Here is a 26,750-nt window from a genome sequence, read left to right as displayed (position 1 = left end):
AATTACCTCCTATTCATCTTCAGGTATTTCCGGTTTTTTATCATAATAATCCAAAGTAACAGTTTCTCCATTTTTAGTAACGGTACTAAAGGCATCTGGACTTTGTCTTACAACTCTATTAACAACAATTTGATTTATCTCTTCTTCAGTTAAAGAATCAGTAGACAACTTATTAAGAACTACTACAAATCCTTTACTTTCCAAACGACTTTTAGCTGCATTTATATCCATTCCTACAACATTAGGTACTTCAATTTTAATCCCAGATGAAACTGTTAAAGTAATTGTTCGATTAGTTTCATCAGGATCAACTTTGTGACCACTTTGTAAACTCTGATCAATAACTGTTCCAACAGGCTTTTCTGATTCTTCTTCTTTAACAACTACCTCAAAGCCTAATTTTGCTAAAGCTTCTTTAGCTTTTTCTACATCCATACCTAAATAATCACCAATAATAGTATAGTTACCTTTAGATACTGTTAATGTTATCTTTAATTCTTTTTTCTTAGTTGGATCTAATTTTTCTCCCTCATCAATACTTTGATCAATAACTGTTCCTCTCGATTTTGAAGAAACCTCTTCTTCTATTTCTACTTCAAGACCAAGTTTTTCTAAAGCCTTTGTTGCTTTTTCTTCATCCATACCAATATAATCATCGATAACAATATACTTTCCTTTAGAAATTGTTAACTTAACAACATCACCCTCTTTAATAGTAGTACCCTTTTTAGGATCAGTTTCAAGAATTTTACCTTTATCATATTCATCTGATAATTTCTCAGTAACATCATCACTAATAGTAACGTTGTAATCTTTCAACAAAGCAATTGCCTGTTTTCTAGTTTTACCCTCTAAATCTGGCATTAAATTTGTATCTGGGCGAATATTTGCATAAAGAAAGAATGCAATTACTGCAACAACAAGAACTATTGCTGCAATAATTCCCACTTTTGCTTTGGTACTTAAACTCTTAAATTTATTAATTAACTTTTTAATACCTTTATCTTCCTTAGCATCGTCATCTTTAATTGCTTCCTTTGATGCAATATTTCCTGTATTTTCACCACTAAATACTTCACGTGAATCAAGTACAATTGTTGGTTCAGGTTCATTATCATAAGAAAAAACTAATTTTTCTTCATTTAAACGATCTAAACAAGTATTTAAGTCATCCAACATCTCAGTTGCATTATGATATCGGTCATTTAAATTCTTAGCTGTCGCTTTTATAATAATATTTTCAACTGATTGAGGAATAGATGGATTAAATTCCAATAAAGATGGTAAATCATCTTGCATATGTTTTAATGCAATATTAACAGGAGACTCCCCATTAAATGGAACTTCACCTCTTAATAACTCATAAAAAGCAATCCCTAAAGCATAAATATCACTTTGCACTGTGGCTTTTTCACCACGTGCTATTTCTGGGGCTAAATAATGTAATGACCCCATTATTACATCAGTTTGAGTAACTTGTTCTAGTGATTGCATCGATGCAATTCCAAAATCAGCAATCTTTGCAACACCACTATCAGTAACTAAAATATTTTGTGGTTTTAAATCTCGATGAATAATACCAAGTTGATGAGCTTTAGCAATCCCGCCAACTACCTGTTTCATAATATCAATGGCCTCTACATAATGAAGAGCTCCACGCTTTAAAATCAGTTCTTTTAATGTTGTTCCAGGAACATATTCCATTACAATATAATATTTATCTTCATCTTCACCTACGTCATATATTTCAACAATATTCTTATGTGAAAGTGCTGCAGCCGCACTAGCTTCACGCTGAAATCTAGTTACATAAATTGGATCTTTAGCTAAACTAGTACGTAATATTTTAATTGCAATTGTTCGATTTAATATAATATCTTTAGCTAAATAAACATCAGCCATTCCACCTTGTCCAATTAATTCCAATAACTCATAACGTTCTGCAATAATTTTTGACATTCTATTTACCTCCCCTATTATCAATAATAGCTACAGCAATATTGTCATATCCACCATTTTCATTGGCTAAATCAATTAATCCATTTACCATATCAGTAACTTTTACATCTTTTTTCAAAACACTAATTATCTTTTCATTATCAAGGGTATTATACAACCCATCACTACAAAGTAATAATAAACTATCCGCAAACTCTAACTCAATTAAAGAAGGGGTCAATTTAGTATCTGCGCCTATCGCTTGTGTCAAAACATGTTTTTGACTATGATTCTTACCTTCTTCTTCACTAATTACTCCACGTTCAATCAATTCATTAACCAACGTATGATCCATAGTTACTTGAATCAATTCATCATTTTTAAAAACATAGGCACGACTATCACCAACATGTGATATATACAACATTCCATTCATAAAAACTGCAATTACAATCGTTGTTCCCATACCACGATGTTCTTCATTTTGCATTGCCATCTTTTTTACAATAATATTAGCTTCTTCAATTGTATCTTGTAACCATTTTTTAACTTCTATATCATTATCAAAAGGCGGTATACAATTAAAACAGCTCATCACATGTTCTATCACTACCCTTGAAGCAATTTCTCCAGAGCGATGGCCACCCATACCATCACATACTACAGCAACAATTTGATCTTTTATATTAACAATCACCATTGCTTGATCTTGATTTTTACTTCTTACTCTTCCAATGTCAGTATTTGCATAATAGTTCATTATTTCACCCCACTTCTTTTAGCCCGTAGTTGCCCACAAGCGCCATCTATATCACGACCATGCTCTTTTCTCATTGTTACATTTATATGCAATCTAAGCAATTCACTTTTAAATAATTCTGCTTGTTCTTTTTTACTTGGCTGATAACCATGTTCATCAACACTGTTATATGGAATTAAATTTACATATGCATTTAATCCTCTTAAATAATGAGCCAACTGTCTTGCATAAATTATATCATCATTAATATCTTTTAATAATATATATTCAAATGTAACTCGTCGATTAGTTTTATCTATATAATCACTAACTACCTGTCTTAATTTATCCATTGGATAAATCTTATTAATTGGCATTAATTCATTTCGAATTTCGTCATTTGGTGCATGTAAAGAAATAGCTAAATTAGTCTGAATTCCTTCATCACTATATCTTTCAATTCCTTTTATTAAACCACATGTTGATATTGTAATATGTCTTGCCCCTATTGCTAATCCATTTGGATGATTAATAATTCTTACAAAATCCATTACATTATCATAATTATCAAATGGCTCACCAGTTCCCATAACAACAACATGACTAATCCGTTGATTGGTATCCTGTTGTATTTTAATAATTTGACTAACAATTTCGCCTGGTGATAGATCTCGTTGTTTATTAAGCAATCCACTTGCGCAAAATTTACATTTCATATTACATCCAACTTGGCTTGTAACACACAATGATTTACCATAATCATGAATCATTAATACCGATTCAATCAAGCTTCCATCTAATAATTCAAATAAATACTTAATCGTCCCATCTCTAGATACCTGTTTTTCTTTGATTTTTAATATATCAAAATTGAATTCATCTTTTAAACTGTTTCTAAGCTCTTTTGATAAATCTGACATATCATCAAATGAACGCGCATCTTTTTGATAAAGCCAACTAAAAACTTGTTTGGCTCTAAATGGCTTTTGCTTGATTGATTGAAAGTATTCAGTTAATTGTTCTAAAGAATAATCATATATATTTTTCATCTTATTTTCCTTTTTCTAATTTACACATATAAAAACCATCGCTATCATAAACAAATGGTAAAATTTTTCTTTCCTCAACTATCTTCATATCAGGATATTTATCAAGAAATTTTTTTATCATCTGTTCATTTTCTTTTTTATTTATAGTACAAGTACTATATACCATTTTACCATTATTTTTCAATAAATAGTAGGCATTGTCTAATAATTTTGCTTGTAATGGAATAATTGTATCCATTACACTAGAATCATGATATTTAATTTCTGGTTTCCTTTTCATTACTCCTAAGCCACTACAAGGAGCATCTAATAAAATTTTATCAAACGTTCCTTCTAGATATTTTTCTTTTAAAGTAGTTGCATCTATTGCATGTAATTCAACATTGCTAATATTCAAACGCTTTAAATTTTCTTTAACTAATTTAATTTTATGTTCAAACAAATCACATGCAATGATCTTTCCTTTATTATTCATCAATGCCGCTAGATGTGTTGTCTTACTTCCTGGAGCACAACACATATCTAAAACCAAATCATCTTCACTAGGCGATAATAAAGGTGCTACTAATTGACTCGACTCATCTTGAATCGTAACCAAACCTTCTTTAAAATACGTACTTTCAGCAATATTTCCAGCATTATATAAAAGGGCATCAGGTGCTAAATTTCCATTTTCAAAACATCCCTCTTTTAATAATGTATTTTTATTTGTCTTTAATGTGTTTACACGTGCCGTTCTACCTGGCGGTGTATTATCATGAATACAAATTTTTTTTGCTGTTTCATAGTCATATTGTTTAGTAAACATTTTTACTAACCATAATGGATGACTCGTTTCAATAGATAACTTTTCTAACTCATCTTTAGTTTCAATTTTTCTTTTTCCATTACGAAGGTAATTACGTAAAATTGCATTTACAAACTTTCCAGCATAAAAATTTTTCTTTTTAGCTAATTTCACTGCCTCATCAATGATTGCATATTCAGGTACTTTATCTAAAAATATCAATTGATACAAAGACATCAATAAAATCATTTTCTCTCTACTTTTTACCTTCTTATTTTTTATATACGGTTCTAATTGATATTCAAGATATATCATATTTTGAACTGTACCATATACGATTCGTGTAACTAAATCCTTATCATTCCTAGATAATGTACTATTTTTTAAATATTCATTTAAAGTTATATTTAAATAACTATGTTCATTATGATACTTCAATAATATTTCTAATGCAACTTCTCTTGCCATAATTTTTCCTGGTATATTGAAGTTACTCATACAAAGAGTAATAAATCTAATATACCAATTCTCCTTTCTACCTGAATTATTTGGTATCACTTCAGGTTGTGTTAAAATGTGTAATTGTGAATGTGGATTTGTATTTTTTTCCTTATTGCTTTGACTTTTCAGAAAGGATCTTACCACTTCTTTGTATCGCATTTATTATTAGTTGTATGAGTCTTTTGAATTCTGAACACACCAGGTTTTTGATACCTTTGAAGTGGATCTGATTTCACAATCACAAATCATCTTAAGAAAGGAATTGATAATTATGAAACTTGTTGGAATTGACATTGCCAAATATAAACATGCCGCTTTTATCATGGATGCTTCTACTGGCGAATCTTTATGTGATCCTTTTTTATTCAAAAACAATAAAGATGGATTTCAAAAATTTTATGACGAACTTAATAAATACACACAAGATGAACTTTTAATCGGTATGGAAGATACCGGACACTATAACTTTGCCATTGAAAGCTGCTTATTGGCTAAAGGTTATAAAGTTGCTTTAATCAATCCTATTACCACTAAGAACCTTAGAAAAGCTTCTTTAAAAACTGTTAAAAGCGATAAAGAAGATGCTATTTTAATTACCAAAGCTCTCCTAGATAAAGATTACTATCGCATCATCTCTATTCAAGATGAGAAATTAAAGGAGGCCAAAGAATTAACGCGCTATCGTACACAATTGACAATTGAAATGAATCGTAAGAAGAATATTCTTCAAAGACATATTGATATTGTTTTTCCTGAATTTAATACATTATTTAATAATGAATACACCATTACATATTTAAATATTTTAAGAAAATATGGTGATGCCTATACCATTGCACATACAGATATTCGTTCTTTAAGAAAATGTTTTAAATACTGTAATATCTTCTCAGCAGAAGACTTAAAAGAATTAGCTTCTAATTCTGTGGGTATTCATGATGTTTCTATTTCTTTTATCATTCAATCGGTTATTTCCAGTATTGATTTAATAAACTCTCAAATTGAAGAATTAGATAAAAAAATAGAAGAACTCGCCATCACACAAGATTCTTCTATCACATCAATACCAGGAATATCAATTATTACTGGTACTTCTATTTTAGCTGAACTTGGTGATATAAGTAAATACTCAAATGCAGGAAAATTAATTAAATTTGCAGGTGTGAATCCATATATCAGTGAATCTGGCGAATTTTCAGCTGATAAAACAGCCATAACCAAGAAAGGTTCTAAATATCTAAGGGCAACACTTTATCGAGTCATCATACCTGTAATACGCCACAACCCTGCATTTAATAACTACTATCATTTAAAACGAAGTCAAGGTAAAGGACATCTTTGCGCTTTAGGTCATTGTGTTAGAAAACTTTTAAGAATCATTTATCATCTTGAAATAAATCATATTACTTTTGATATAAATTCTCTTAAATAATCAAAATATTTATCGAACTAAATTCTATTAAAATAAGCTATTTTTACGATAGTTCTTTTTAACATTTTTTCATTCACAATTTCAAAGATCAAATACTATATTTTCAAGTAATTTATTTTCATACTATTTCATAATCTACTACTTGACTTTAATATAGTTGTCTTTCTATATTTGATTATATGGATTAAAATCACATACTACATTTACTTTATGTCCCGTTCTATTATAAAAATCATTTAATTTAAATAATACCGGATACAATGTTTTACTATTAGTAAATTTAATCAAAATTCGTTTACGATAAATATCATGCATGCGATAAATCAAACTATTAGCTGGCCCTAATATTAATACATCTTTTAACTGTTTTTGAAAATATGTTTTAATTTGTGTCGTACATTTTGATACTACATCCTCATCTTTACCTTGAATCAAAACACTTACTAAATGTACATAAGGAGGATATTTTGCTAATTTCCTAAATTCCATTTCTTCATTAAAAAATTTCAGATAATCATGTTTTTTTACGCATTGCAAAACAAAATGATTAGAATTATAAGTTTGAATCATTACCATTCCTTCTTTTTTACCCCGTCCACTTCTTCCTGAAACTTGTTCTAATAATTGAAATGTCCTTTCATTAGCTCTGAAATCAGGAATATTCAAACTTATATCAGCATTTAAAACACCAACAAAAGTAACATTTTCAAAATCTAACCCTTTAGCTATCATTTGTGTACCTAATAAAATATTAGCTTCTTTTCTTTCAAATTTTTCTAATAACTTTTGATGACCATCTTTTTGTTTAGTAGTATCTACATCATATCTAATTACCTTAGCACCATTAAAAATACTATTAATTTGTTCCTCTATCTTTTGGGTACCACTACCAACAAATTTCAAATTATGTCCATTACAGTTAGGACAACTTATAAACATATCCCTTTGATACTCACAATAATGACAGCGTAATTTATTATCATGTTTATGATAAGTTAAAGTAACATCACAATGAGGACACTTTATTACCTCACCACAATCAAGACAACGAACGTATGTAGCATAGCCACGCTTATTTAAAAACAAAATAATTTGTTCATCTTTATCAATGCAATCTTGTATCTTTGCTTTCATTGCTGTAGAAAATATTGAATAATTTTTATGCCTAATTTCATCAGCCATATCTATTAATTCAATTTTAGGTAAAGGAAATTTATTGATTCTGTTATTTAGTTCATATAAATCATATATCCCCTTTAACGCTCGACTATACGACTCTAATGAAGGAGTCGCACTTCCTAATACAACTGGACAATTATGATATTGACCACGTATTCGCGCAATTTGAATTGTTTGATAACGCGGTTTAGTTTCCTGTTTATAACTAGCATCATGTTCTTCATCTAAAATAATCAAACCTATTTTTTCTAATGGTGCAAAAACAGCACTACGCGCTCCAACAACAATCTTAACATCTTTATTTAAAATCCGGCGATATTCATCATATCTTTCACCAGGCGAAAGCTTAGAATGAAGAATTGCTACTTGATTTTTAAAACGATGTTTAAACACATTAACCATCATTGGGGTCAAAGAAATCTCTGGAACAAGTATTAAGACAGTTTTTCCTTGGTTGATCACATGTTTAGATAAATGCAAATACACCTCTGTTTTACCTGAGCCAGTTACTCCATGAATCAAAGCCGTATGAAATTTATCAATCTTTGCTCTAATTCCATTAACAACTTGTTGTTGATCATCTGTTAAAATAAATTCTTTTTCATCTTTACAATTATCTAAAAACGGATCACGATAAATTTCTTTTTCAATGATTTTAACTGCATTTTGTTCAATTAAATTATTAAGTAATCCCCGACTATATGGAAAATCTTTTAAAAATGCCTCATCATGATTTTTTAAATACTCAAGAGCTTCTTTTTGTTTGGATGTTTTTACTTGATTACTTAAAAACTTAATTGCTTTTTGATATTTAATTCCTGTACTTTTATTACTACTAGGCTTTAATTGTGGCGGCAACATTGCTTGAAAACAACTAATTCGAGGCGATAATGTTAATTTAGACAGCGTTAGCGATAATTCTTGTAATTCATGATTTAAGAGCGGTTTATCATCAATTATTTCACTAATATAACGATATTTAAAACCTGCCTCTTTTTCTAACTCATCTTTTGATAACTTACTATATTGACAATTAATTACATATCCTATGATTTTTTGATGTCCAAAATCAATTTTAACTCTTACACCTTTTAAAACTTCTTCATTAGATAAATAATCAAAAGCTGTATCTAAAGCATGAGTTGGATGCTCAACTAATACTTGTACAATATACACTACAATCATCTCCGTTTTTCCTATTTTATCATAAAATAAAATAGACTTCATTATTTAAATTTGTACAATCAATAATATCCCTTAAATAAATTAATATACATTATTAAATTAGTTTTAAGATATAAATATAATATCTTTAACTTATTAAATTCACTTGGATTATCAGCAACTACCATCGCATAATTTAATTTATTTTTTCTAGCATAATGATTAGCTTTACGTAAATGCCATCCATTTGTAACAACCAAACAACTATTAAAATTATGTTCATTCATTATTTCAGTACAATACAACAAATTATGAAAAGTACTTATTGCTTTGTTTTCTTTGATAATTATTTTTTTATCTAAACCTAATGATATTGCATATTTTTCCATAATCGCTGCTTCTTCATAAGTATTATGAACTTTGCCACCAGAAAAAATAATATAATCGATTTTATTATGACAATACAATTCTATTGCTTTTTCAACACGTGATTTCATAATTAATGAAGGACTCCCATCACTATTTGCAGGAAAACCACAGACTATTGCACAATCATATTTACTTTGTTTTTGTCTCTTTTGAGTTTTTTTAAATACCGTGATAAAAATCAAAACATTAATTAAAACAAAACACAAAACTACATATTTAAACATTTTATCACCTTCTTTCAATATTTCCTTGGAAATACGACAAGAGGGGAATACTCCCCTCTAAATTATTTTTGTTTCATATCTATAAAATAACAAATTCCAAATAAAACCAACCAAATAATAAAAACAATAATTAAATTAACACTAACATTATTATTTAAATAAAAATATACTTTTAAATCATCATATAAACTCATCAACAATACTAATAAAATAATAAAAATAAACATAAACGATAATTTATATCTACCATCATCTTTCTTTATTTTTTTAATCAATTTACTTTCAGAAATTTTATACATATCAAATATTACATATAAAATCAAAACAACTGCCATAAAAGCTAAATCAGTTGGACAAAAAATCAAATTAATTCCTAAATTTCCTTCAAGTATTTGTGAAAGATATAAAATAAAAACAATACCAGGATAAAAAATATATGTGAATAATTTCAAATAATCTTTTACTTTTTCCATTTTACCTCCTACTAAAAATCAGGGATATTTACCCCTGATTAGTACGATGATTTCTAATAATATCTGCAATTTTATTTTTAGCAGCAATTAAATCATCATTTTCAACAACATATTTATATTCATCCTTTGTTGCAATTTCTTTTCTTGCTTTAGCTAAACGTTGTTGAACAATTTCCTCATCCTCTGTACGACGACCACGTATTCTTCTTTCCAATTCTTCTAGACTAGGTGGTACAATAAAAATAGTTGTTGCATCAGGACATTTTTTCATAACCTGAAGAGCACCCTGAACTTCTATTTCCAATACCACATTTTTCCCTTCATTTAGTAATTGATCAACATAATCTTTAGGGGTTCCGTAGTAATTACCAACAAACTGAGCCCACTCCAAAAGTTTTCCTTCCTCAATTTTATTTTTAAACTCTTCCTCTTCTACAAAAAAATAATCAATTCCATCTCTTTCATTTGGTCGTGGTTTTCTGGTTGTCATTGAAATCGAATAAGCTAAATTTAAACTATCATCTTTAAACAATTCTTCTCTTACTGTTCCTTTACCAACACCACTAGGCCCACTAAGTATTATCAACATTCCTTTTTGCACACTCTACACCCCTTTTTTTGATATGTCCATCATACAAAATACTATCTATAATGTCAATTGTTTTCAAACTATATAATATCAATTATTTAGAATATATGTTATACTTACATCGGTGATAAAAAATGGCTTATGATGGAATAATGATGCATCAAGTAATCGATGCTTTAAATAAAACAATAACTGGTGGTAGAATCAACAAAATCTACCAAATCTCAAAATACGAATTATTAATCCAAATAAGAAATAATCGTATTAACTATAAACTTTTACTTTCTTGCCATCCAATGTACGCAAGAATTCAACTGACAAATTTAGATTATCCTACTCCTGAAAGTCCAAATCCTTTAACTATGTTATTTCGCAAACATTTAGAAGGAGGATATATTAGAGCAATTGAACAAATTGAATTAGATCGAATTTGTCATATTCTTTTTGGCTGTCACAATGAATTTGGTGATTATATTGAATATCATTGTTTTATAGAAATAATGGGCAAACATTCAAATATTATTCTTTGTAATCATGATAAAAAGATTATTGATTGTTTAAAACGAATTACCCCAAATATCAATAGTGAAAGATTTATTCAACCAGGAGCAATTTATCGATTACCTCCAATGGATAAAACAAAACTAAATCCTTTTACTAGTGATTTCATTGAAAATAATAATTTAACAAAAATATATCAAGGTATTTCTCCTATTCTTTCAAAAGAAATTCTTTTTAGACATGATAATGGTATATCATTTAAAAATATTATGACAGAGATTAAAAAAAGTTCTACATTATATTTATGTAAAACCGAAAACAAAGAATACTTTCATTTAATTCCTTTAACACATTTAAATGCTCAAATATCAAACTATTCACTATTTGATGGTTTAGATCAACATTTTAATTTGATTGATCAAAAAGAAAGAATAAAACAACAAACCTCAAACTTATTAAAATTCATTTCCAATGAACATCAAAAAAATGTTTCTAAATTAATTAAACTACAAGCAACATTAGAAGACTCTAAAAACAGCGAAGAATATCGTATTATTGGTGATTTACTATATTCAAACTTACATATAATAAAAAAAGGAATGAAGCATGTAGAATTAGATAATTATTATGATAATACTAAAATCATGATTGATTTAGATGAAAAATTAAGTCCTAAAGAAAATGCTCAAAAATATTATAATAAATATCAAAAAGCTAAAAATTCTATAAATATATTAAATGAACAAATTGAATTAACTAAAAAAGAAATTGAATATTTTGATAGTTTACTTACTTTAATGGATAATGCTTCATACTATGATGCATTAGAAATAAAAGAAGAGTTAGAAAACTTAGGTTATTTAAAAAAGAAAAAGAAAATTAATACAATTCGTAAAAACAAAAAGCCAGCATTTGAAACATATTATACAAAAGATAATATTGAAATATCAGTTGGTAAAAACAATCTTCAAAATGATTATTTAACTTTCAAACATGCTCACCGTTATGATACATGGTTCCATGTAAAAGATATGCCCGGTAGCCATGTTGTTGTAAAAGAGAATCAATTAGATGAATATACTATTCGATTAGCTAGTAATATTGCTGCTTGTTATTCTAAAGGAAAAAATAGTAGCAGTGTACCTGTAAATTATACATTGATCAAAACTTTAAAAAAACCACATGGTGCTAAACCTGGTCAAGTAATTTTGGACTCATATAAAACTATTTATATTGATCCTGATATTAATTGTCTAAATGAACTAAAGAAAAAATAGATGCTCAAGCATCTATTTTTCTAACGATTACATCCACAACCATTTTGCCAGTTAGACATTCCATCTGAATTATTACTGTATCCTCCCATTGAGTTATTACTATATTCTCCATTTACCATTGAATTATTTCCATTTACAAATGGATTACCATTACTTTGAGTCATACAAGTACGTTCATAACGAGGATAATAAGTTGGATAATAAACAATATTTCTAATATGTCTACATTCGATTGGACAAATAATTGGTTGTTCTACATATTGATTAGAACAAGTAGTACATACTTTTCTAGGTGCTACAATTGGTGTAGCACGGCAACTATTATTCCATCTTCCAAAACCATTTCCACAACATCCACATCCACAATTATTAAACATTCTTTTCACCTCCTCTAATATACTATATGTTTTATATAAATAATAGCTAAGACAAATAACACAGAAAGGATAAAAAAATGAAATTAATTAAATGGAATACTGACGATAATATTGAAGCATACACTGTAACCAAAGAATTTGGTGACATGTCTTTTAATAATCCTGATCAAGAATTAATTTTAAACAATCGAAAAAAGCTAGCTGAATATTTAAATACAGATTTAAATCATATGGTTGCCCCACATCAAGTACATTCTGCAAACTTTAAAGAAGTTTCGATTGCTGATGGTGGTAAAGGCATCTATGATCAAGAAAGTGCATTTGATAATACTGATGCTTTATATACAAAAGATGCTAATTTGTTTCTTTTATCATTTCATGCTGATTGTACACCTGTTCTATTATATAGTCCTGAAACAAATATTATTGCAGCAATTCATTCAGGCTGGTTAGGAACAACTAAACAAATTGTTTCTAAAGTTACTCAACATTTAATTGAAAACGAACACTGTAATCCTAAAACAATGCTTGCATATATTGGACCTTGTATTTGTAAAAATTGTCTTGAAGTAATGGATAATGTCATTGATCTAGTTAAAAAAATGGATTTTGATACCTCACCATATTATTATAAGACTGATGATAGCCATTATCTTATGGACAACCAAGGACTTAATAAACAAATGCTTTTAAATTTAGGACTTTTAAATACAAATATAACAGTGTCTAACTATTGCACAGTTGAAAATAGTGATTTATTTTATAGTTATCGAAAATATAAAGATAGTGCTAGAAATATTACTATTATCAAAAGAAAATCGTCTTCTAAATAAAAACTGGTTTATCAACTTGATAAACCAGTTTTTATTTCATTCTTTAATAATCTTATACATAACTTTAGGAATTAAATTAATCATTTTGCTTGGTATCACTGTATATGCGTTTTCAGCAATTACATCTCCACAACTACCATGAATATATGTTCCTAAAATAGCTGCATTTTTAGATGAATATCCTTGTCCAACAAAACTAGAAATCATTCCTGCTAAAACATCACCCATACCTGCTGTTGCCATTGCTTTATTTGCAGTAATATTACGATAAATTTCGCTACCATCAGTAATAATTGTATTTGGTCCTTTTAAAACAACAACTACTTCATATTCTAAAGCAAATTGATTTACTTTTTCTATCATATCTAATTCATCTTCATAATCACATAAACGTTTAAATTCACCATGATGAGGGGTCAAAATAACCGGATGTTTAAAGTCTTTTAATAAATCAAGATGTTTAGAAACAATTGTTAATGCATCTCCATCGATAACCAATGGACATGTTGCATTTTTAAGTACATCGATAACATACTGTTCACTTTGCTTATTTAAACCAAGTCCCGAACCAATTAAAATTACATCATATTTATCAAATAAATTTGTATCCAGCACATCATTTCTAATTAAAGAAGTACATTCTGGTATTGTTGTTGATAAAGCATCAATAACTTTATTACTTGAATAAACACAAACAATTCCACTTCCTGTATAAACAGCCGCACGCGCTGATAGTAGTGCAGCTCCTCGATAATGATTGCAACCTGTTATATGCAAAATTTTTCCATATACCCCTTTATGCCCATAATAATCACGTGGTTTAAGATGATTTTTAATTCTTAATGGATTAACTAATTTTGCTAATTTCAATTCACGTCTTAAATCTTTCACCTCTAATAACTCAACTGCAATTTCTCCAGTATACACATGACATTCATCATTTAAAAAAGCTTGTTTAACTGCTGTAAGAGTTACTGTTTTATTAGCACGGATAACTTCACCATATGGAATCCCTGTATCAGGATTTAATCCAGTAGGAATATCTATTGAAATTATATCAACATTATATAAATTATTAATTTCATTAACTAATGTTTTTGCAATTCCTCTGACTTCACTATTTAACCCAAATCCAAACATAGCATCTATTACCACATCTGCTTTTCTTGCATCATTAATAAATAGTTGAATATCATCATCATCCATAAAAGTAATTGGAACCCCAATTTCTTGTGCTTGACCTATATAGTAATCATTAGCCTTAGATAATTTGTTAGGATTACCAAAGCAATATAATTTAATCTTTCGAGCTCTTAAATGCAATTTAATCCCTAAGCTCAACCCATCTGCACCATTATTACCAGGACCGCAGACAATTACAATTTTATCATAATCACGACAATGAGGTAAAATAGCATCACTAGCTTTATCTACTAATTCCTCTATCTTATACCCTTTATTTAACAAAGCTTGATCATAAGCTTTCATCTGTTTACTTGTTGCAACATACATATCTTTCACCAATACTTTCTAATATTTTATATATTATCATTATAAAACAAACACTAAAAAAAACCTATACATTTTTAATCGTCTAATTTATAAAAATCAATAAATTTACTATCATATCAAACAAAAAAGGAATCTGTAAGAAGATTCCTCTTTAAATATATTCAATTGTTATTTAACTCTTACTGCGCAAACAAATCCCGAACCAGAAACCGATGAAATTTTAACAACATCTCCAGTATTTGGTGCATGGATATATTTACCGCCACCAATATATATTCCTACATGTCCCGATTTCCACAAAATATCTCCAGGTTGAGCAGCAGAAACACTAATTTGTGTACCTGCATTTTTCTGTCCTGATGATGAATGCGGTAAAGAAATTCCAGCTTTTGCATAACACCATTTTACAAATCCTGAACAGTCAAAAGCATTAGGCCCTTCAGCGCCCCATTTATATGGTGTTCCTAATTTAGAATATGCTGCTGATAAAATTGTATTTGCATAGGGATTACTTCCAGCTTCAACACTATATACTTTATTAATTTTAACATTTAGTGAAGCACTTGCTCTATTACCCGCTTCATCAATTACAGTGTATGTAGCCGTTTTATTTCCTGCTTTACTTGTATCTGGTGCATCAATTGATACTTTTGCTCTTACATCACCATCTTTATTATCGATTGCAGAAACAATATAAGAACTAAAATCAACACTGTCACCAGCACTGATAGTAATACTTGTTTCTTTTAATGTAATTACTGGTGCTGATAAATCTTTTACAACAACATTTAATGTACCTTCAACAATATTGCCAGAACTATCTTTAACCGATAATTTTAACGGTTGAACTTCATCTAATTTTAAAGTATCGATACTTCCTTCAACACTAGGTATCATTTCTCCATCAAGATTATCAACAACTTTTATATAGTTATTTATATCAAAAGTACTACCATAATCAACAGTTACAGTTTCTCCTTGTAAAAAGTTAATTACAGGAGCTTCTAAATCACTTACTGCAAATGTAAAAGTTTCACTTTTTTCATTTCCAGAACTATCACTTACTGTTAAAGTAATATCCTGAAAACTTGGTACATCAGTATTTAATGATGCACTTGCTTCAATAAATGGTGTTACATCACCATCTACATTATCAAAAGCTTTTATATAACTTGAAAAATCTGTACTACCTTTTACTGGAACTTCTACAGTATAACCTCCATTAGTTCCTAACATTTCAAATTCAGGTTCTTTATTATCCACAACAACTACTTCAATCGTTTTTCTTGCTTCATTTGAACCTTGATCAATAGCAGTTACTTCAACATCATATGTTCCTAATTGATTTACATTTAATGTATCAGTGTCTACATCAACGTGAATTAAATCACGGCTATCTTTATTGTCAGTAATGTTAATACTATTTAAATCTAATTTTTCTCCATACGGGACTTCAATTTGATTAGATTTAATATCGGGCTTTTCTTTATCAGTTGCAGCATAACCAACAAACATAAAACTTGCTACAGCTACAATTGGAATAAACATAGCTTTACGGTTAACAATATACTCATCAAACAAATCTTTAAACTTTGTCTTAATATTTATATCCATTCGTTACCTCCTTTCAATAATATATCCATCTATTATTATATTACTATTCTATTTAAAATTCCACCCTTTGAAAGCTGTTTACATTTTATCATTTGCTATAACTTAAGCCAGGCTTACGTTATAGCAAAATGTTTTTTTTAGATTTTTTTAATATTTCTTTAATATTTTATTAACTCCTAAAAATATATTCCTATATTCATAAATAAAATTTAACTATTCTACACTCTTTAACGACTCAACCATATCAATTTTATCTAATACTTTACGCATTACAAAATTAATAAGAGACGTAAAAAATAAAGTAATCAAAACAGCATAAACATAACTTAATATATTAACATTTCTTACAAACATTGCAATTTCTACTTCAACAGTTCTGATAATAAACATGTGAAGAATTTTACCAAGAACAAGTCCAACCATAGCCCCAATTAATCCCAAAATACGATTTTCTCTAAATACATAATCATAAACCTCTTTTGGATAAAAGCCAAGTACCTTAACTGTAGCTATTTCACTTTTACGTTCTTGAATATTAATATTTGTTAGATTATATAATACTATAAACGCTAATGCTCCAGCACAAGCAATTAATATTATAACAACACTATCAATACTTCCCATTTGATCTCTAAAACCTTGAGAAATACCCATTATATAATTTACAGAATTAATTTTTTCATTATTATTACAATAATCACTAATTACCTGCTCATTAGCATTTTTAGTTAAATCAAAGTAAGCATAATTATCAAGTACTTCTTTACCAGTTAATTGATGATAAAATTCCTTAGTCATATAAATGTGGTGTTGGAAATGCAACATCATAACTCCATTAACTTTAACTTGATAACTATCATTATTAATTTTTATCTTAATTTGATCTCCAGCTTGAACCCTTAATAATTCTGAAAGCTTTGCTGAAATAATTACTCCATTATTACTTAATTTTAAGCGATCATGTGTTTTATAATCTTCTAATTTAATATATTTACTTAATTCTTGATCATTATCAAATATTTCTAACGTTGTATAATGTTCCTTATCTCCAGAAACCGTCACTGTTTGCCGATAAAAAGCATCACTATTTTTAATTCCCTTAACGTCGTTAAACTTACTTTGTTCTAATAATAAATCTTCTTGACTTAAATTTTTATCAAACACCACAACTCCATCATAAGTCCATATTTCACCATATTGCTTATCTGCAAGTGTGGAAACTGAATTCTTAATTCCAAACCCTACTACGATCAACCCTGTGCATCCTGCAATTCCCACAATAGACATAAAAAATCGCTTCTTATATCTAAAAATATTACGCATAGTTACTTTCTGATTAAATGACAATCTTTTCCAAATAAAAGTTATTCTCTCCAATACAATTCTTTTGCCCATTTTAGGTGGTTTTGGACGAAGTAGACTAGCTGGAGTTTCGCTTAATTCTTGTCTTACTACGATATATGTTACTAATATTGTTATTGCTACAGAAATAACAAATGTCTGAATACAGATAAACATATCAAAGGTTATATTTATCGGTGCACCAACATTAAATAATATCATACGATACAAATAGTAAATAATATTTGGGAAAAAATATACTCCTGCAACTACTCCTATAATACTTGCAAAAAAAGTGGCTGAAAAAGCATAAAATATATACTGATTAATGACATCTTTTTTATCGTATCCTAGCGCCCTAAATGTTCCGCTTTGAACTCGTTGCTCTTCAACCATTCTAGTCATAGTTGTAAGACTAACAAGCGCTGCTACTAAAAAGAAAATCAAAGGGAAAACAAGAGCTAAAGCTCTCATTGAATCACAAGTTGAAATATAACTTATGATACTTGCATTTTCTTCTCTTGTAATAGTAACTAACTCGCCTTCAGGAATATCTTTTATCCCATCATACCCTTGGTTCAATTTTGCTCTAGCATCATCTAATTGTATTTTCGCATTATCTAAATCAATTTTTGTTTGATCCAAAATTTTTTTAGATTCTTCTAATTTTATTTTTGTATCATCTAATTGTTGTTTAGATGCAATTAATTTTGCATTACTATTATCAAGCTCTATTTTAGATTTATCTAATTTACTTTTAGTATTTTCTAATAAAATTTTATTTTCATTTAAAACAATACCTTTTTCATCTAAAATAGCTTTATTATTATCTAATTCACTTTTTAAATTAGAATACGTGGTTTGTAATATACTCATTTTCTCACTAGTTTCCCTTAAAAATTCTTTAAGTTCTATCAATTCACTTTCAGGAATACCAGCTTCAATATATTGATTATATTCATCAAGTTTTTGATTATATACTTGACTTAATTGATTATACTGATTTACTAATTCTTGATATTGCTTAAAACCTTCTTGCCATTTACTTAAACCTTGATTATATTGACTTTCACCATCAAGATATTGTTGCAAACCTGTTTGATACTGCGCTAAACCATCATTATATTGTTTTAATCCATCACTATATTGATCATAACCTTTATTATATTCACTAACTCCATCAAGATATTGACTATACCCATTTTGATATTGAACTAACCCTTCATTATATTGATTAACACCATCTTCATACTTTGCTTTAGCATCCTCATAATCTTTTTCACCTTGTGCAAGTTCATCATTAGCATTCATGACTAAACTATCATTTACTAAATCAATTTCACTATTCAATATCTTTTCAATTTGTTTATTTACATCATCACTATACCTCAAATACTCATCACTAAAAATACTATAGTCATTAGGATTTTTTAATGTTACTCTAAGTTCATTAAAAACAATTTTTCCACGTAAATCATATAACTCTTTTGGTAGTGCAAATTCTTCATTTCCATTAGATAAAATCATAATAAATGCTTCATTAGTTCCATCACCTAGCGTATTAGTCCCGCGCTCAACCGTACTAAAATACCTTGTATCATTAACTAAGCCACTTACAGCAAACTCTTTAACACCATTATCATTTGATAAAACTATTTTATCACCAACATTGACCTTATTTCTTGTCGTGAAATTATAGTCAATCACACATTCATTATCTTTCGTAGGAAAACTTCCTTCCACTAACTCTAATTTATCAACGCTATTTTTAAAATCATTGTTAGTATAAACAGTTACACCTTTTCGACTATCTTCAAAATCCATTAAAGCATCAAATCTATTTCCATACTCAATATTTTCAACTTCATCTACTTTAGCTATCTTATCAACAATACTTTCATCAAAACCTAAAGTACTTATATAATTCAAATCATTATACTCATACTTCTTCAAATAATCATCCATAGTTATTTCCATAATCGAAGAAGTATGACGTAATCCCGCAAAAAATGCAGCACCTAAAAATACAATACAAAAAATAGACAAAAATCTCGCTTTAGTTTTACGAATAATTTGAATTTGATTTTTTACATAAGCTCTTTTTTTCATATCTACCACTCAATTTCTTCTATCGGTTTAGGATTTTCATTAATAGCTGATGAAGCAACGCGACCATTTTTTAAATGAATAATACGATCTGCCATTGGAGCCAAAGCACTATTATGAGTAATTACAATAACTGTCATTTTATATTTATTACACATTTCTCTAAGTAAAGCTAAAATCGCTTTACCAGTTTGATAATCTAAAGCACCAGTTGGTTCATCACATAGTAATAATTTAGGATTTTTAGCAATTGCTCTAGCTATTGCTACACGTTGTTGTTCCCCTCCTGATAGTTGAGCAGGAAAATTATTCATTCTATTTTCTAACCCTACTCGTTTTAAAACCATCTTTACATCTAAGGGATTTTTTGATATTTGTGTTGCCAATTCAACATTTTCTAAAGCTGTTAAATTCTGAACTAAATTATAAAATTGAAAAACAAAACCAATATCATTTCTACGATATTGAGTTAATTGTCTTTCACTATATTTTGCAACATCTTTACCATCAACTAATATCCTTCCACTAGTTGCTTTATCCATACCTCCAAGGAGATTTAAGATTGTAGTTTTACCTGCCCCAGAAGGTCCTACTATTACTACAAATTCTCCTTTTTGAATATTAAAATCAACACCATCAGATGCATTAATTTCTATATCTCCGACTTTATATGTTTTTTTAACATTATCAAAAACTATAAAGCTATTCATTATTGCCACTACCTTTCTATACCATATTATAATTATACCATGAAACAATTATCTCTTAAAGAAGTCACATTTTTACATTGGTATTATTATACAAATTCTATCATTAAAATGTTAAAATTATATTACAAGGAGGGTTAGAAATGAAAGTAATGATTTTATCTGATTCACATCATATTTCAAAAACCGATTTACTGACATTATTAAAAAACAATCATGTTGACTACTATATTCATTGTGGTGATATATATAAAAGTTTTGACAAAATTACTTTACCAAATTTTTACTTAGTTAAAGGAAATAACGATTATAATACTAAAATTCCAGATGAATTACTCATATCAATTGATAATCAATTATTTTTTGTCACGCATGGTCATCGCTATACTTTCAATCAGTTAATTACTATTGCTAAACAAAAAAAGGCTAATGCAGTTTGCTTTGGTCATAGTCATCAGCCCTTATCATTAGTAATCGATGATATGATAGTTATTAATCCTGGAAGTATTTGTTTACCACGAGGACATTATCATTTCCCAACATATTGTATATATGATACAAAAACCAAAAAAGTAACATTTTATAATATTAAAACTCATCAACCATGTAATCCATTTAATAAATAAATTAAATTATTTATCAATACTATACTCATTCAATTCCTTTTTCAAATCCTCGATATATCGTTTTTCAAATTTATCTACATTTATAAACTTACCTAAAAATGAAACTGATTCAAAATAAAATAATAAATACATAACACATCCTCCATCTTTTAATGGTGCAAATTGTCCACACCAATGTCCTTTATAATATTCATTTTGAATATCATATTCAAATTGGATATTTTTTAAATACTCAGTAACTAAAATCTTAGTAGGATGATTTTTACGGTTATATTCGATATATTTTCCATCATCTATACATTCTACTTTAGAAAGATCACTACGCCAAGAACAATCTTTCATATTTGTAATTACATTAAAAACTTTTTCAATATCATTTTTGAAATAAACCTTCATCTCTACTTTTTTCATAGCTATTCCTCCAAATATATAAAATCTATTTATATTATAGCATAATAAAAAACCGTTGGAATAATCCAACAGTTTACAAATAATTATTTTTCTAATGCTTTTTTTGCTGTATTTACAATTTCAGTAAATCCTTTAGGATCACAAATTGCAATTTCAGATAACATTTTACGGTTAATTTCAACATTAGCTAATTTTAACCCATGCATTAATTTAGAATATGAGATATCATTTAATCTAGCTGCCGCATTAATACGAGCAATCCACAATTTTCTCATATCTCTTTTTACTTGTCTTCTATCTCTATATGAATAAGCTAATGAGTGCATAACTTGTTCATGAGCTGTTTTATATAATCTATGTTTAGCACCAAAATAACCTTTGGCTAATTTTAATATTTTTTTTCTTCTACGTCTTGTAGTATATCCACCTTTTACTCTTGCCATTTATATATTCCTCCTATTTAAACTATTTACATAATCTTGACTTGATTCTCTTATAATCAGAAGCATGAACTAAAGTTGCTTTAGCTAAATGTTTCTTTTGTTTATGAGTTTTGTTATGTGATAAATGTGAAACATAAGCATGACTACGTTTTAATTTTCCACTACCTGTTCTTTTTAAACGTTTTTTAAGACCGCTATGTGATTTCATTTTTGGCATAATAAGTTCCTCCTAAATTATTTTTTCTTTGGTGCAATTATTGCAGTTAGAGTTCTACCTTCTAGCTTGGCTGGTTTTTCAATTTGTCCAACTTCTGCACATTCAGCTACGAAGTCATCAATAACTTTTTTACCAAGATCCATATGAGCTAACTGACGTCCTCTAAATCTAATTGCTACTTTAACTTTATTACCTTCTTCTAACCATTTTAATGTTCTTTTTAATTTTACATTTTTATCATGAACATCAATAGTTACAGATAATTGTGTTTCTTTGACTGCAACAACTTTAGAATTACGCTTCATTTCTTTAGCTTTCTTTTGTTGTTCAAAACGATACTTACCGAAGTCCATAATACGACATACTGGAGGTTTTGCATTAGGTGCAACACACACTAAATCTAAACCTTCGTTATATGCAATATCAATTGCTTGATTACGAGACTTCACTCCCAATTGATCTCCATTTTGATCAATTACCAATACTTCTTTAAAACGAATTTTTTCATTTACTAACTCATCTGGTTGTTTTGGTTTTTTGTTATCAAATCTGCTAATAAAAGCCACCTCCATTTTAGTAGTTTAAATAAAAAGTGAGCACATTAAGTACCCACATATTGACAATAAGATAACTATCTTAGTGACATTTGCCTATCGATATTATCAATCAGGCGAGAAGTAGGCACTTCTTCTTTCCACTACTTTTCATTTACTTTCGTATGATATCATTTTACTTTTTTAAAGTCAAGCTTTTTTACTTATTTATCTTCTTTTATTCGTAAATATTTAAATAATCCCATCATCAAAAAAATTAATAAAACAATAATTGTAAACATTCCATCACCATCACATTATATGAAATATTTATAACTATATTACTATTTCACTAAAATATTTTTTTAAACTCCTCAGGATATTTAGCTTCAAAAATCATTTTTTTCTTAGTATCAGGATGAACAAATGCAAAAACATGACTATGAAGTGCCATTCTTTTTATTGGATTAGTCGTTGCCCCATATTTTTTATCGCCTATTATACTATGTCCTAATGATTGCATATGTACTCTAATTTGATTTTTACGACCTGTATCTAAAAATATTTCAACTAAAGAATTATATTTTGTCTCTTTTAAAACCCGATAATTAGTAATCGCTAATTTCCCTTTTTTATTATTAGTAATATAAACCATCTGTGTCTTACTTTCATCTAAATAATTTTTAATTGTACCACTTTTTTCTTTCAATCTGCCTTCTATAATTGCAAGATAACCTCGTTTATATACAATTTTATTCCAATTATTTTGAAGTTTATTTTTTATCTCTTCATTTTTAGCAAACATTAAAACTCCTGAAGTATCCTTATCTAAACGATGAATTACAAATACTTTAGCCTTTTTATTTTTATTTTTTAAATATTCACCAACTAAATGATATGCTGTTTTTTCTTTTTCATTCCCTCCTGAGATACTCAATAAACCTGAAGGCTTATTAATTACAATTAATTCTTTATCTTCATAAATTATTTCTAAATTATGCTTATTATCTTCTTTTTTATTAACAATAACCACATCTCCAATTTTTAACGGAAAATCAAATTGACTAATAACATTTTCATTAACCATAACTAACTTATATTTCAATAAATTCTTAACATTTTTTTTATTATAATAATTCAATAAAAAATCCATTAATAAAATATCTTTTTTCACCTGATATTTATTCATTAACTTATCTCCTCTTACTATTATTAAATTCTATACCTAATCTTTATAATAAAAGCCAGTTAAAATAACTGACTTTTATTTCATATCAAGAATTCTATGAGTATTTAATAAAACAATTATTTCTTCAGTCAAATAAATAACCAAAGCTACCCACCATGGTAAAATACCACCTAATGCTGCAAGCATCATAATAAAATTAATAGCTAATCCAGCAAAGATATTTTCAAATGTAACATTTTTTTGTTTCTTTGATATCTTAAATGTTTCTATGACCGTATTTAAATCTGAATTCATCAACATAATATCACTATTTTCAATAACTTTTTTATTTTTTATTCCACCTCGACTAATAGCAACATATGCTTTTTGCAATAACGCAATATCTTTAGAATTATCCCCAATATAAGCAACCGGCCCATTAATATTAGCTTCATTCATTATTTTTAATTTCTCATCAACAGATAAATTATTATGAATTCGATATTGATCATCCTCTAAATCAACTGGACCATCATTAAAAATAATCAAATTGCGATTTAATTTAGAAAGTTCATGGAATAAATCCATTTCCTCTTCAGTAACTTCTACACCATCAAAACGATCATATATTATTGTTTTACATAAATTCAATGCATCTAACCCACTATTTTCCTTAATGATAATATTTCTAGAAAAAGCCTTAGCCACACCTGATAAAATCGCGAATGATGAAACTTGCTTATAAGCAAATGATCCTGAAATAGTTAATAAAATAGCTCCTAAATATACATATTTAAAATTATTAGTAAAATCTACCCAAGGTACAAGTATTGCACAAAAAATTCCAGCAACAACCAAAAAGATGGTATAAATCTTACAAATCAACTCTACTAATTTATGCGTTCTAGAAGAATTAACTGGTGCCATCATTGCAATTTCTAAAACTTTATTCATTGCACTATAATCATAAGTATACAAAACCTCAATTTTCAATGTATTACCAACATTCACGCTACCGCTTTGTACTTCTACACCTTCTTTAACGTTTTCTAAAATATCACTACCATTAATTGCAAACATATCAAGATCACTACTTCCAGAAACAACTTTTCCACCAAGAGGAATCGTTTCACCTGGCATAACCACAATAATATCACCAATATCAATATCTTCTAAAGAAACCATTTCATATTCATTATCTTTAATTTCCTTTCGCCCTAATTTTACCGGTGAAATCATCTTGTCAATTTTATCCATCGTTAAATTAATTAAATATATTTGAAAACGTTCACTAGCTTGAAAAATCAAAGATACAATTAATGCCTCAACATATGCACCATAAACCCAACCAAATAAACAAGCTAAATTAATCGTAACATTTTCACTTAAAAAATTCCTCACTTTTAAATCTTTATATGCACGGCGAATAATCTCTTCATTTACGATAACAAGGGCTACAAACCATGCAATATTTGTAAGAATACTTGGATCTTTACCTGTTACTAATCCTAATGCTATTGCAACTAATAAAATTGCAATTATTAACATGTTTTTTAAATATTTTTCTTGAAATAAATCCTGTGATTTAAATGGCTTTTTCCATTGTTCAACATCAATATTAGGATTAACTTTATCAACTAAACGATTTAATCTAACCAAAACATTTTTTTGACTAGTAGTAACTTTCAATAATTTATTAGTAAAATCTAAGCTTACATTTTCATAATCAGAATAATGAGAAATAACTTCCTCTATTTCTTTTGCATCTTCTTCTGATTCAAGATTTGTAAACATAAAAATATATTCAATTTTCTTTTTTGTTGCAACATATTCACGTTTACGTGAATTAATTTCTTCTTTTAAAATCAAATCAGGATAACGTTCTTTTAAAAGTTCATCAACATTTTCTGGATGTTCGCTATAAAAAGATATCCCATTTTTATTTATTTTTATTCTCGACACTTCTTCCATGTCATTTAACAATATACTAATTTCATTTAATTTATCATTATCATTTATATTATCAATATAGAAATTACGAGCCATAAAAACCTCCTTTCTAATCTTTTTCATTTTATCATATCTTCACCAAAATGCCAAATCTACTTTTCTATTCCAGATATAAGTTTAAAAATCACACCATATAATCAAATAAATTTATCTTCACTTATCCTTTTAGGATATGACATTAAATACATTTCTTCTAAAAAATAACTTTCAAATTAAAAAACACTTTTATGTCTAATTACATTTCTTATTACAATTAGTAGCTATAATAAAATAATTTATAAACCCAATTTCCTACTATATAATAATATTATTATTCCATTATTTTAATATCTCTTCTAGACATCAAGCTTTAAAATCACCACGAACAAATTATTTCTTTTTATCAATCAATATAAAATTCTCATCAAATTCATCTTTAGTACATGAAAGATCAAATTCATCACCATAAATCTTGTAATAAATTTGTAGCTGACCACTATCCCTAATTACGCAATCATAAATATGCCCTTTAGTAAATAAATCTCTTTGCTGTTTACCAATGACAATATTCATAGTTTTAATACAACGACA

General features: G+C 28.0%; 24 protein-coding genes and 1 other annotated feature. Of the genes, 4 read left to right on the top strand and 20 right to left on the bottom strand.

All coding sequences use genetic code 11. From position 1 onward, the window contains the following. Window positions 1-9 precede the first annotated feature (9 nt). The 4 genes from pknB to rsmB are packed head-to-tail and all read right to left on the bottom strand — an operon-like array spanning window position 10 to window position 4,981. Window positions 10-1,959 carry a Stk1 family PASTA domain-containing Ser/Thr kinase gene (pknB, locus tag NQ543_RS01735; protein WP_004609004.1) on the bottom strand — a complete coding sequence of 650 codons (1,950 nt, stop codon included), beginning with the start codon at window positions 1,957-1,959 and terminating at the stop codon, window positions 10-12. A gap of 1 nt (window position 1,960) precedes the next feature. Further along, window positions 1,961-2,698, bottom strand: a complete 738-nt coding sequence (locus tag NQ543_RS01730; protein WP_004609003.1) for a Stp1/IreP family PP2C-type Ser/Thr phosphatase — start codon at window positions 2,696-2,698, stop codon at window positions 1,961-1,963. Beyond that, entirely contained in the window at window positions 2,698-3,726 is a 1,029-nt protein-coding gene (gene rlmN, locus NQ543_RS01725; protein ID WP_004609002.1) for a dual-specificity RNA methyltransferase RlmN, read from the bottom strand. Before rlmN ends, NQ543_RS01730 begins: the two co-directional genes overlap by 1 nt. A gap of 1 nt (window position 3,727) precedes the next feature. Further along, window positions 3,728-4,981 carry a 16S rRNA (cytosine(967)-C(5))-methyltransferase RsmB gene (gene rsmB, locus NQ543_RS01720; protein WP_039903703.1) on the bottom strand — a complete coding sequence of 418 codons (1,254 nt, stop codon included), beginning with the start codon at window positions 4,979-4,981 and terminating at the stop codon, window positions 3,728-3,730. A gap of 304 nt (window positions 4,982-5,285) precedes the next feature. Here rsmB and NQ543_RS01715 point away from each other — a divergent pair, with 304 nt between their 5' ends. Next, window positions 5,286-6,446 (top strand): IS110 family RNA-guided transposase, encoded by a 1,161-nt coding sequence (locus NQ543_RS01715; protein WP_004609000.1) that lies wholly within the window; start codon window positions 5,286-5,288, stop codon window positions 6,444-6,446. Between the two features lie 165 nt (window positions 6,447-6,611). Here NQ543_RS01715 and priA read toward each other — a convergent pair whose 3' ends face one another. The 4 genes from priA to gmk all read right to left on the bottom strand — a co-directional run bounded on the left by priA (window position 6,612) and on the right by gmk (window position 10,516). Then, window positions 6,612-8,810: a replication restart helicase PriA gene (priA, locus tag NQ543_RS01710; protein ID WP_039903602.1), complete on the bottom strand. Its 2,199-nt coding sequence runs from the start codon at window positions 8,808-8,810 to the stop codon at window positions 6,612-6,614. 59 nt (window positions 8,811-8,869) lie between these two features. Beyond that, on the bottom strand, window positions 8,870-9,442 hold the full coding sequence (locus NQ543_RS01705; protein ID WP_039903700.1) for a YdcF family protein: 573 nt from the start codon (window positions 9,440-9,442) through the stop codon (window positions 8,870-8,872). 62 nt (window positions 9,443-9,504) lie between these two features. Next, window positions 9,505-9,915, bottom strand: coding sequence for a hypothetical protein (locus tag NQ543_RS01700; RefSeq protein WP_004608997.1), 411 nt, complete (start codon window positions 9,913-9,915; stop codon window positions 9,505-9,507). 28 nt (window positions 9,916-9,943) lie between these two features. Continuing rightward, on the bottom strand, window positions 9,944-10,516 hold the full coding sequence (gene gmk, locus NQ543_RS01695; protein WP_004608996.1) for a guanylate kinase: 573 nt from the start codon (window positions 10,514-10,516) through the stop codon (window positions 9,944-9,946). A 122-nt stretch (window positions 10,517-10,638) separates the two neighbouring features. On the opposite strand from gmk, the gene NQ543_RS01690 reads away from it, so the two are divergent. After that, window positions 10,639-12,282 carry an Rqc2 family fibronectin-binding protein gene (locus NQ543_RS01690; RefSeq protein ID WP_004608995.1) on the top strand — a complete coding sequence of 548 codons (1,644 nt, stop codon included), beginning with the start codon at window positions 10,639-10,641 and terminating at the stop codon, window positions 12,280-12,282. A 20-nt stretch (window positions 12,283-12,302) separates the two neighbouring features. On the opposite strand, the gene NQ543_RS01685 is transcribed toward NQ543_RS01690, so the two are convergent. After that, entirely contained in the window at window positions 12,303-12,659 is a 357-nt protein-coding gene (locus NQ543_RS01685; RefSeq protein ID WP_004608994.1) for a hypothetical protein, read from the bottom strand. 77 nt (window positions 12,660-12,736) lie between these two features. Here NQ543_RS01685 and pgeF point away from each other — a divergent pair, with 77 nt between their 5' ends. Beyond that, the gene (gene pgeF / locus NQ543_RS01680; RefSeq protein WP_004608993.1) at window positions 12,737-13,492 is read left to right on the top strand and encodes a peptidoglycan editing factor PgeF; all 756 of its coding nucleotides are present in this window, start codon (window positions 12,737-12,739) and stop codon (window positions 13,490-13,492) included. A 36-nt stretch (window positions 13,493-13,528) separates the two neighbouring features. Here the strand turns inward: pgeF and NQ543_RS01675 are convergent, their stop codons facing one another. From NQ543_RS01675 to NQ543_RS01660, 4 genes are all read right to left on the bottom strand, one after another. Then, window positions 13,529-15,004, bottom strand: a complete 1,476-nt coding sequence (locus NQ543_RS01675) for a bifunctional ADP-dependent NAD(P)H-hydrate dehydratase/NAD(P)H-hydrate epimerase (protein ID WP_039903599.1) — start codon at window positions 15,002-15,004, stop codon at window positions 13,529-13,531. A 168-nt stretch (window positions 15,005-15,172) separates the two neighbouring features. Continuing rightward, window positions 15,173-16,618 carry a C40 family peptidase gene (locus tag NQ543_RS01670; RefSeq protein ID WP_004608991.1) on the bottom strand — a complete coding sequence of 482 codons (1,446 nt, stop codon included), beginning with the start codon at window positions 16,616-16,618 and terminating at the stop codon, window positions 15,173-15,175. Window positions 16,619-16,831: 213 nt separating this feature from the next. Further along, a complete protein-coding gene (locus NQ543_RS01665) occupies window positions 16,832-20,068 on the bottom strand; it encodes an FtsX-like permease family protein (protein ID WP_004608990.1) in 3,237 nt (1,078 codons plus the stop codon). 2 nt (window positions 20,069-20,070) lie between these two features. Next, a complete protein-coding gene (locus NQ543_RS01660; protein ID WP_004608989.1) occupies window positions 20,071-20,775 on the bottom strand; it encodes an ABC transporter ATP-binding protein in 705 nt (234 codons plus the stop codon). 140 nt (window positions 20,776-20,915) lie between these two features. Between NQ543_RS01660 and NQ543_RS01655 the strand changes: the two genes are divergently transcribed. Beyond that, window positions 20,916-21,398, top strand: a complete 483-nt coding sequence (locus tag NQ543_RS01655; RefSeq protein ID WP_004608988.1) for a YfcE family phosphodiesterase — start codon at window positions 20,916-20,918, stop codon at window positions 21,396-21,398. Between the two features lie 6 nt (window positions 21,399-21,404). On the opposite strand, the gene NQ543_RS01650 is transcribed toward NQ543_RS01655, so the two are convergent. From NQ543_RS01650 to NQ543_RS01620, 7 genes are all read right to left on the bottom strand, one after another. Next, entirely contained in the window at window positions 21,405-21,809 is a 405-nt protein-coding gene (locus NQ543_RS01650) for a hypothetical protein (protein ID WP_004608987.1), read from the bottom strand. A gap of 83 nt (window positions 21,810-21,892) precedes the next feature. Continuing rightward, entirely contained in the window at window positions 21,893-22,252 is a 360-nt protein-coding gene (rplT, locus tag NQ543_RS01645) for a 50S ribosomal protein L20 (RefSeq protein WP_004608986.1), read from the bottom strand. A gap of 22 nt (window positions 22,253-22,274) precedes the next feature. Then, the gene (rpmI, locus tag NQ543_RS01640; protein ID WP_004608985.1) at window positions 22,275-22,469 is read right to left on the bottom strand and encodes a 50S ribosomal protein L35; all 195 of its coding nucleotides are present in this window, start codon (window positions 22,467-22,469) and stop codon (window positions 22,275-22,277) included. A 17-nt stretch (window positions 22,470-22,486) separates the two neighbouring features. Then, on the bottom strand, window positions 22,487-23,041 hold the full coding sequence (infC, locus tag NQ543_RS01635) for a translation initiation factor IF-3 (RefSeq protein ID WP_004608984.1): 555 nt from the start codon (window positions 23,039-23,041) through the stop codon (window positions 22,487-22,489). A 6-nt stretch (window positions 23,042-23,047) separates the two neighbouring features. Next, window positions 23,048-23,168: a sequence feature (ribosomal protein L20 leader region), on the bottom strand. Window positions 23,169-23,354: 186 nt separating this feature from the next. After that, a complete protein-coding gene (locus NQ543_RS01630) occupies window positions 23,355-24,191 on the bottom strand; it encodes an RluA family pseudouridine synthase (RefSeq protein ID WP_004608983.1) in 837 nt (278 codons plus the stop codon). A gap of 75 nt (window positions 24,192-24,266) precedes the next feature. Beyond that, entirely contained in the window at window positions 24,267-26,216 is a 1,950-nt protein-coding gene (locus tag NQ543_RS01625) for a P-type ATPase actuator domain-containing protein (protein ID WP_039903596.1), read from the bottom strand. 333 nt (window positions 26,217-26,549) lie between these two features. Further along, window positions 26,550-26,732: a hypothetical protein gene (locus tag NQ543_RS01620; RefSeq protein WP_004608981.1), complete on the bottom strand. Its 183-nt coding sequence runs from the start codon at window positions 26,730-26,732 to the stop codon at window positions 26,550-26,552. Window positions 26,733-26,750 lie beyond the last annotated feature (18 nt).

The sequence above is a fragment of the Thomasclavelia spiroformis DSM 1552 genome, assembly GCF_025149465.1.
In the GTDB taxonomy this organism is placed as follows: Bacteria; Bacillota_I; Bacilli_A; order Erysipelotrichales; family Coprobacillaceae; genus Thomasclavelia; species Thomasclavelia spiroformis.
Note: the sequence above shows the minus strand (reverse complement) of the source record. Positions and strands in the feature narration are given on the sequence as shown.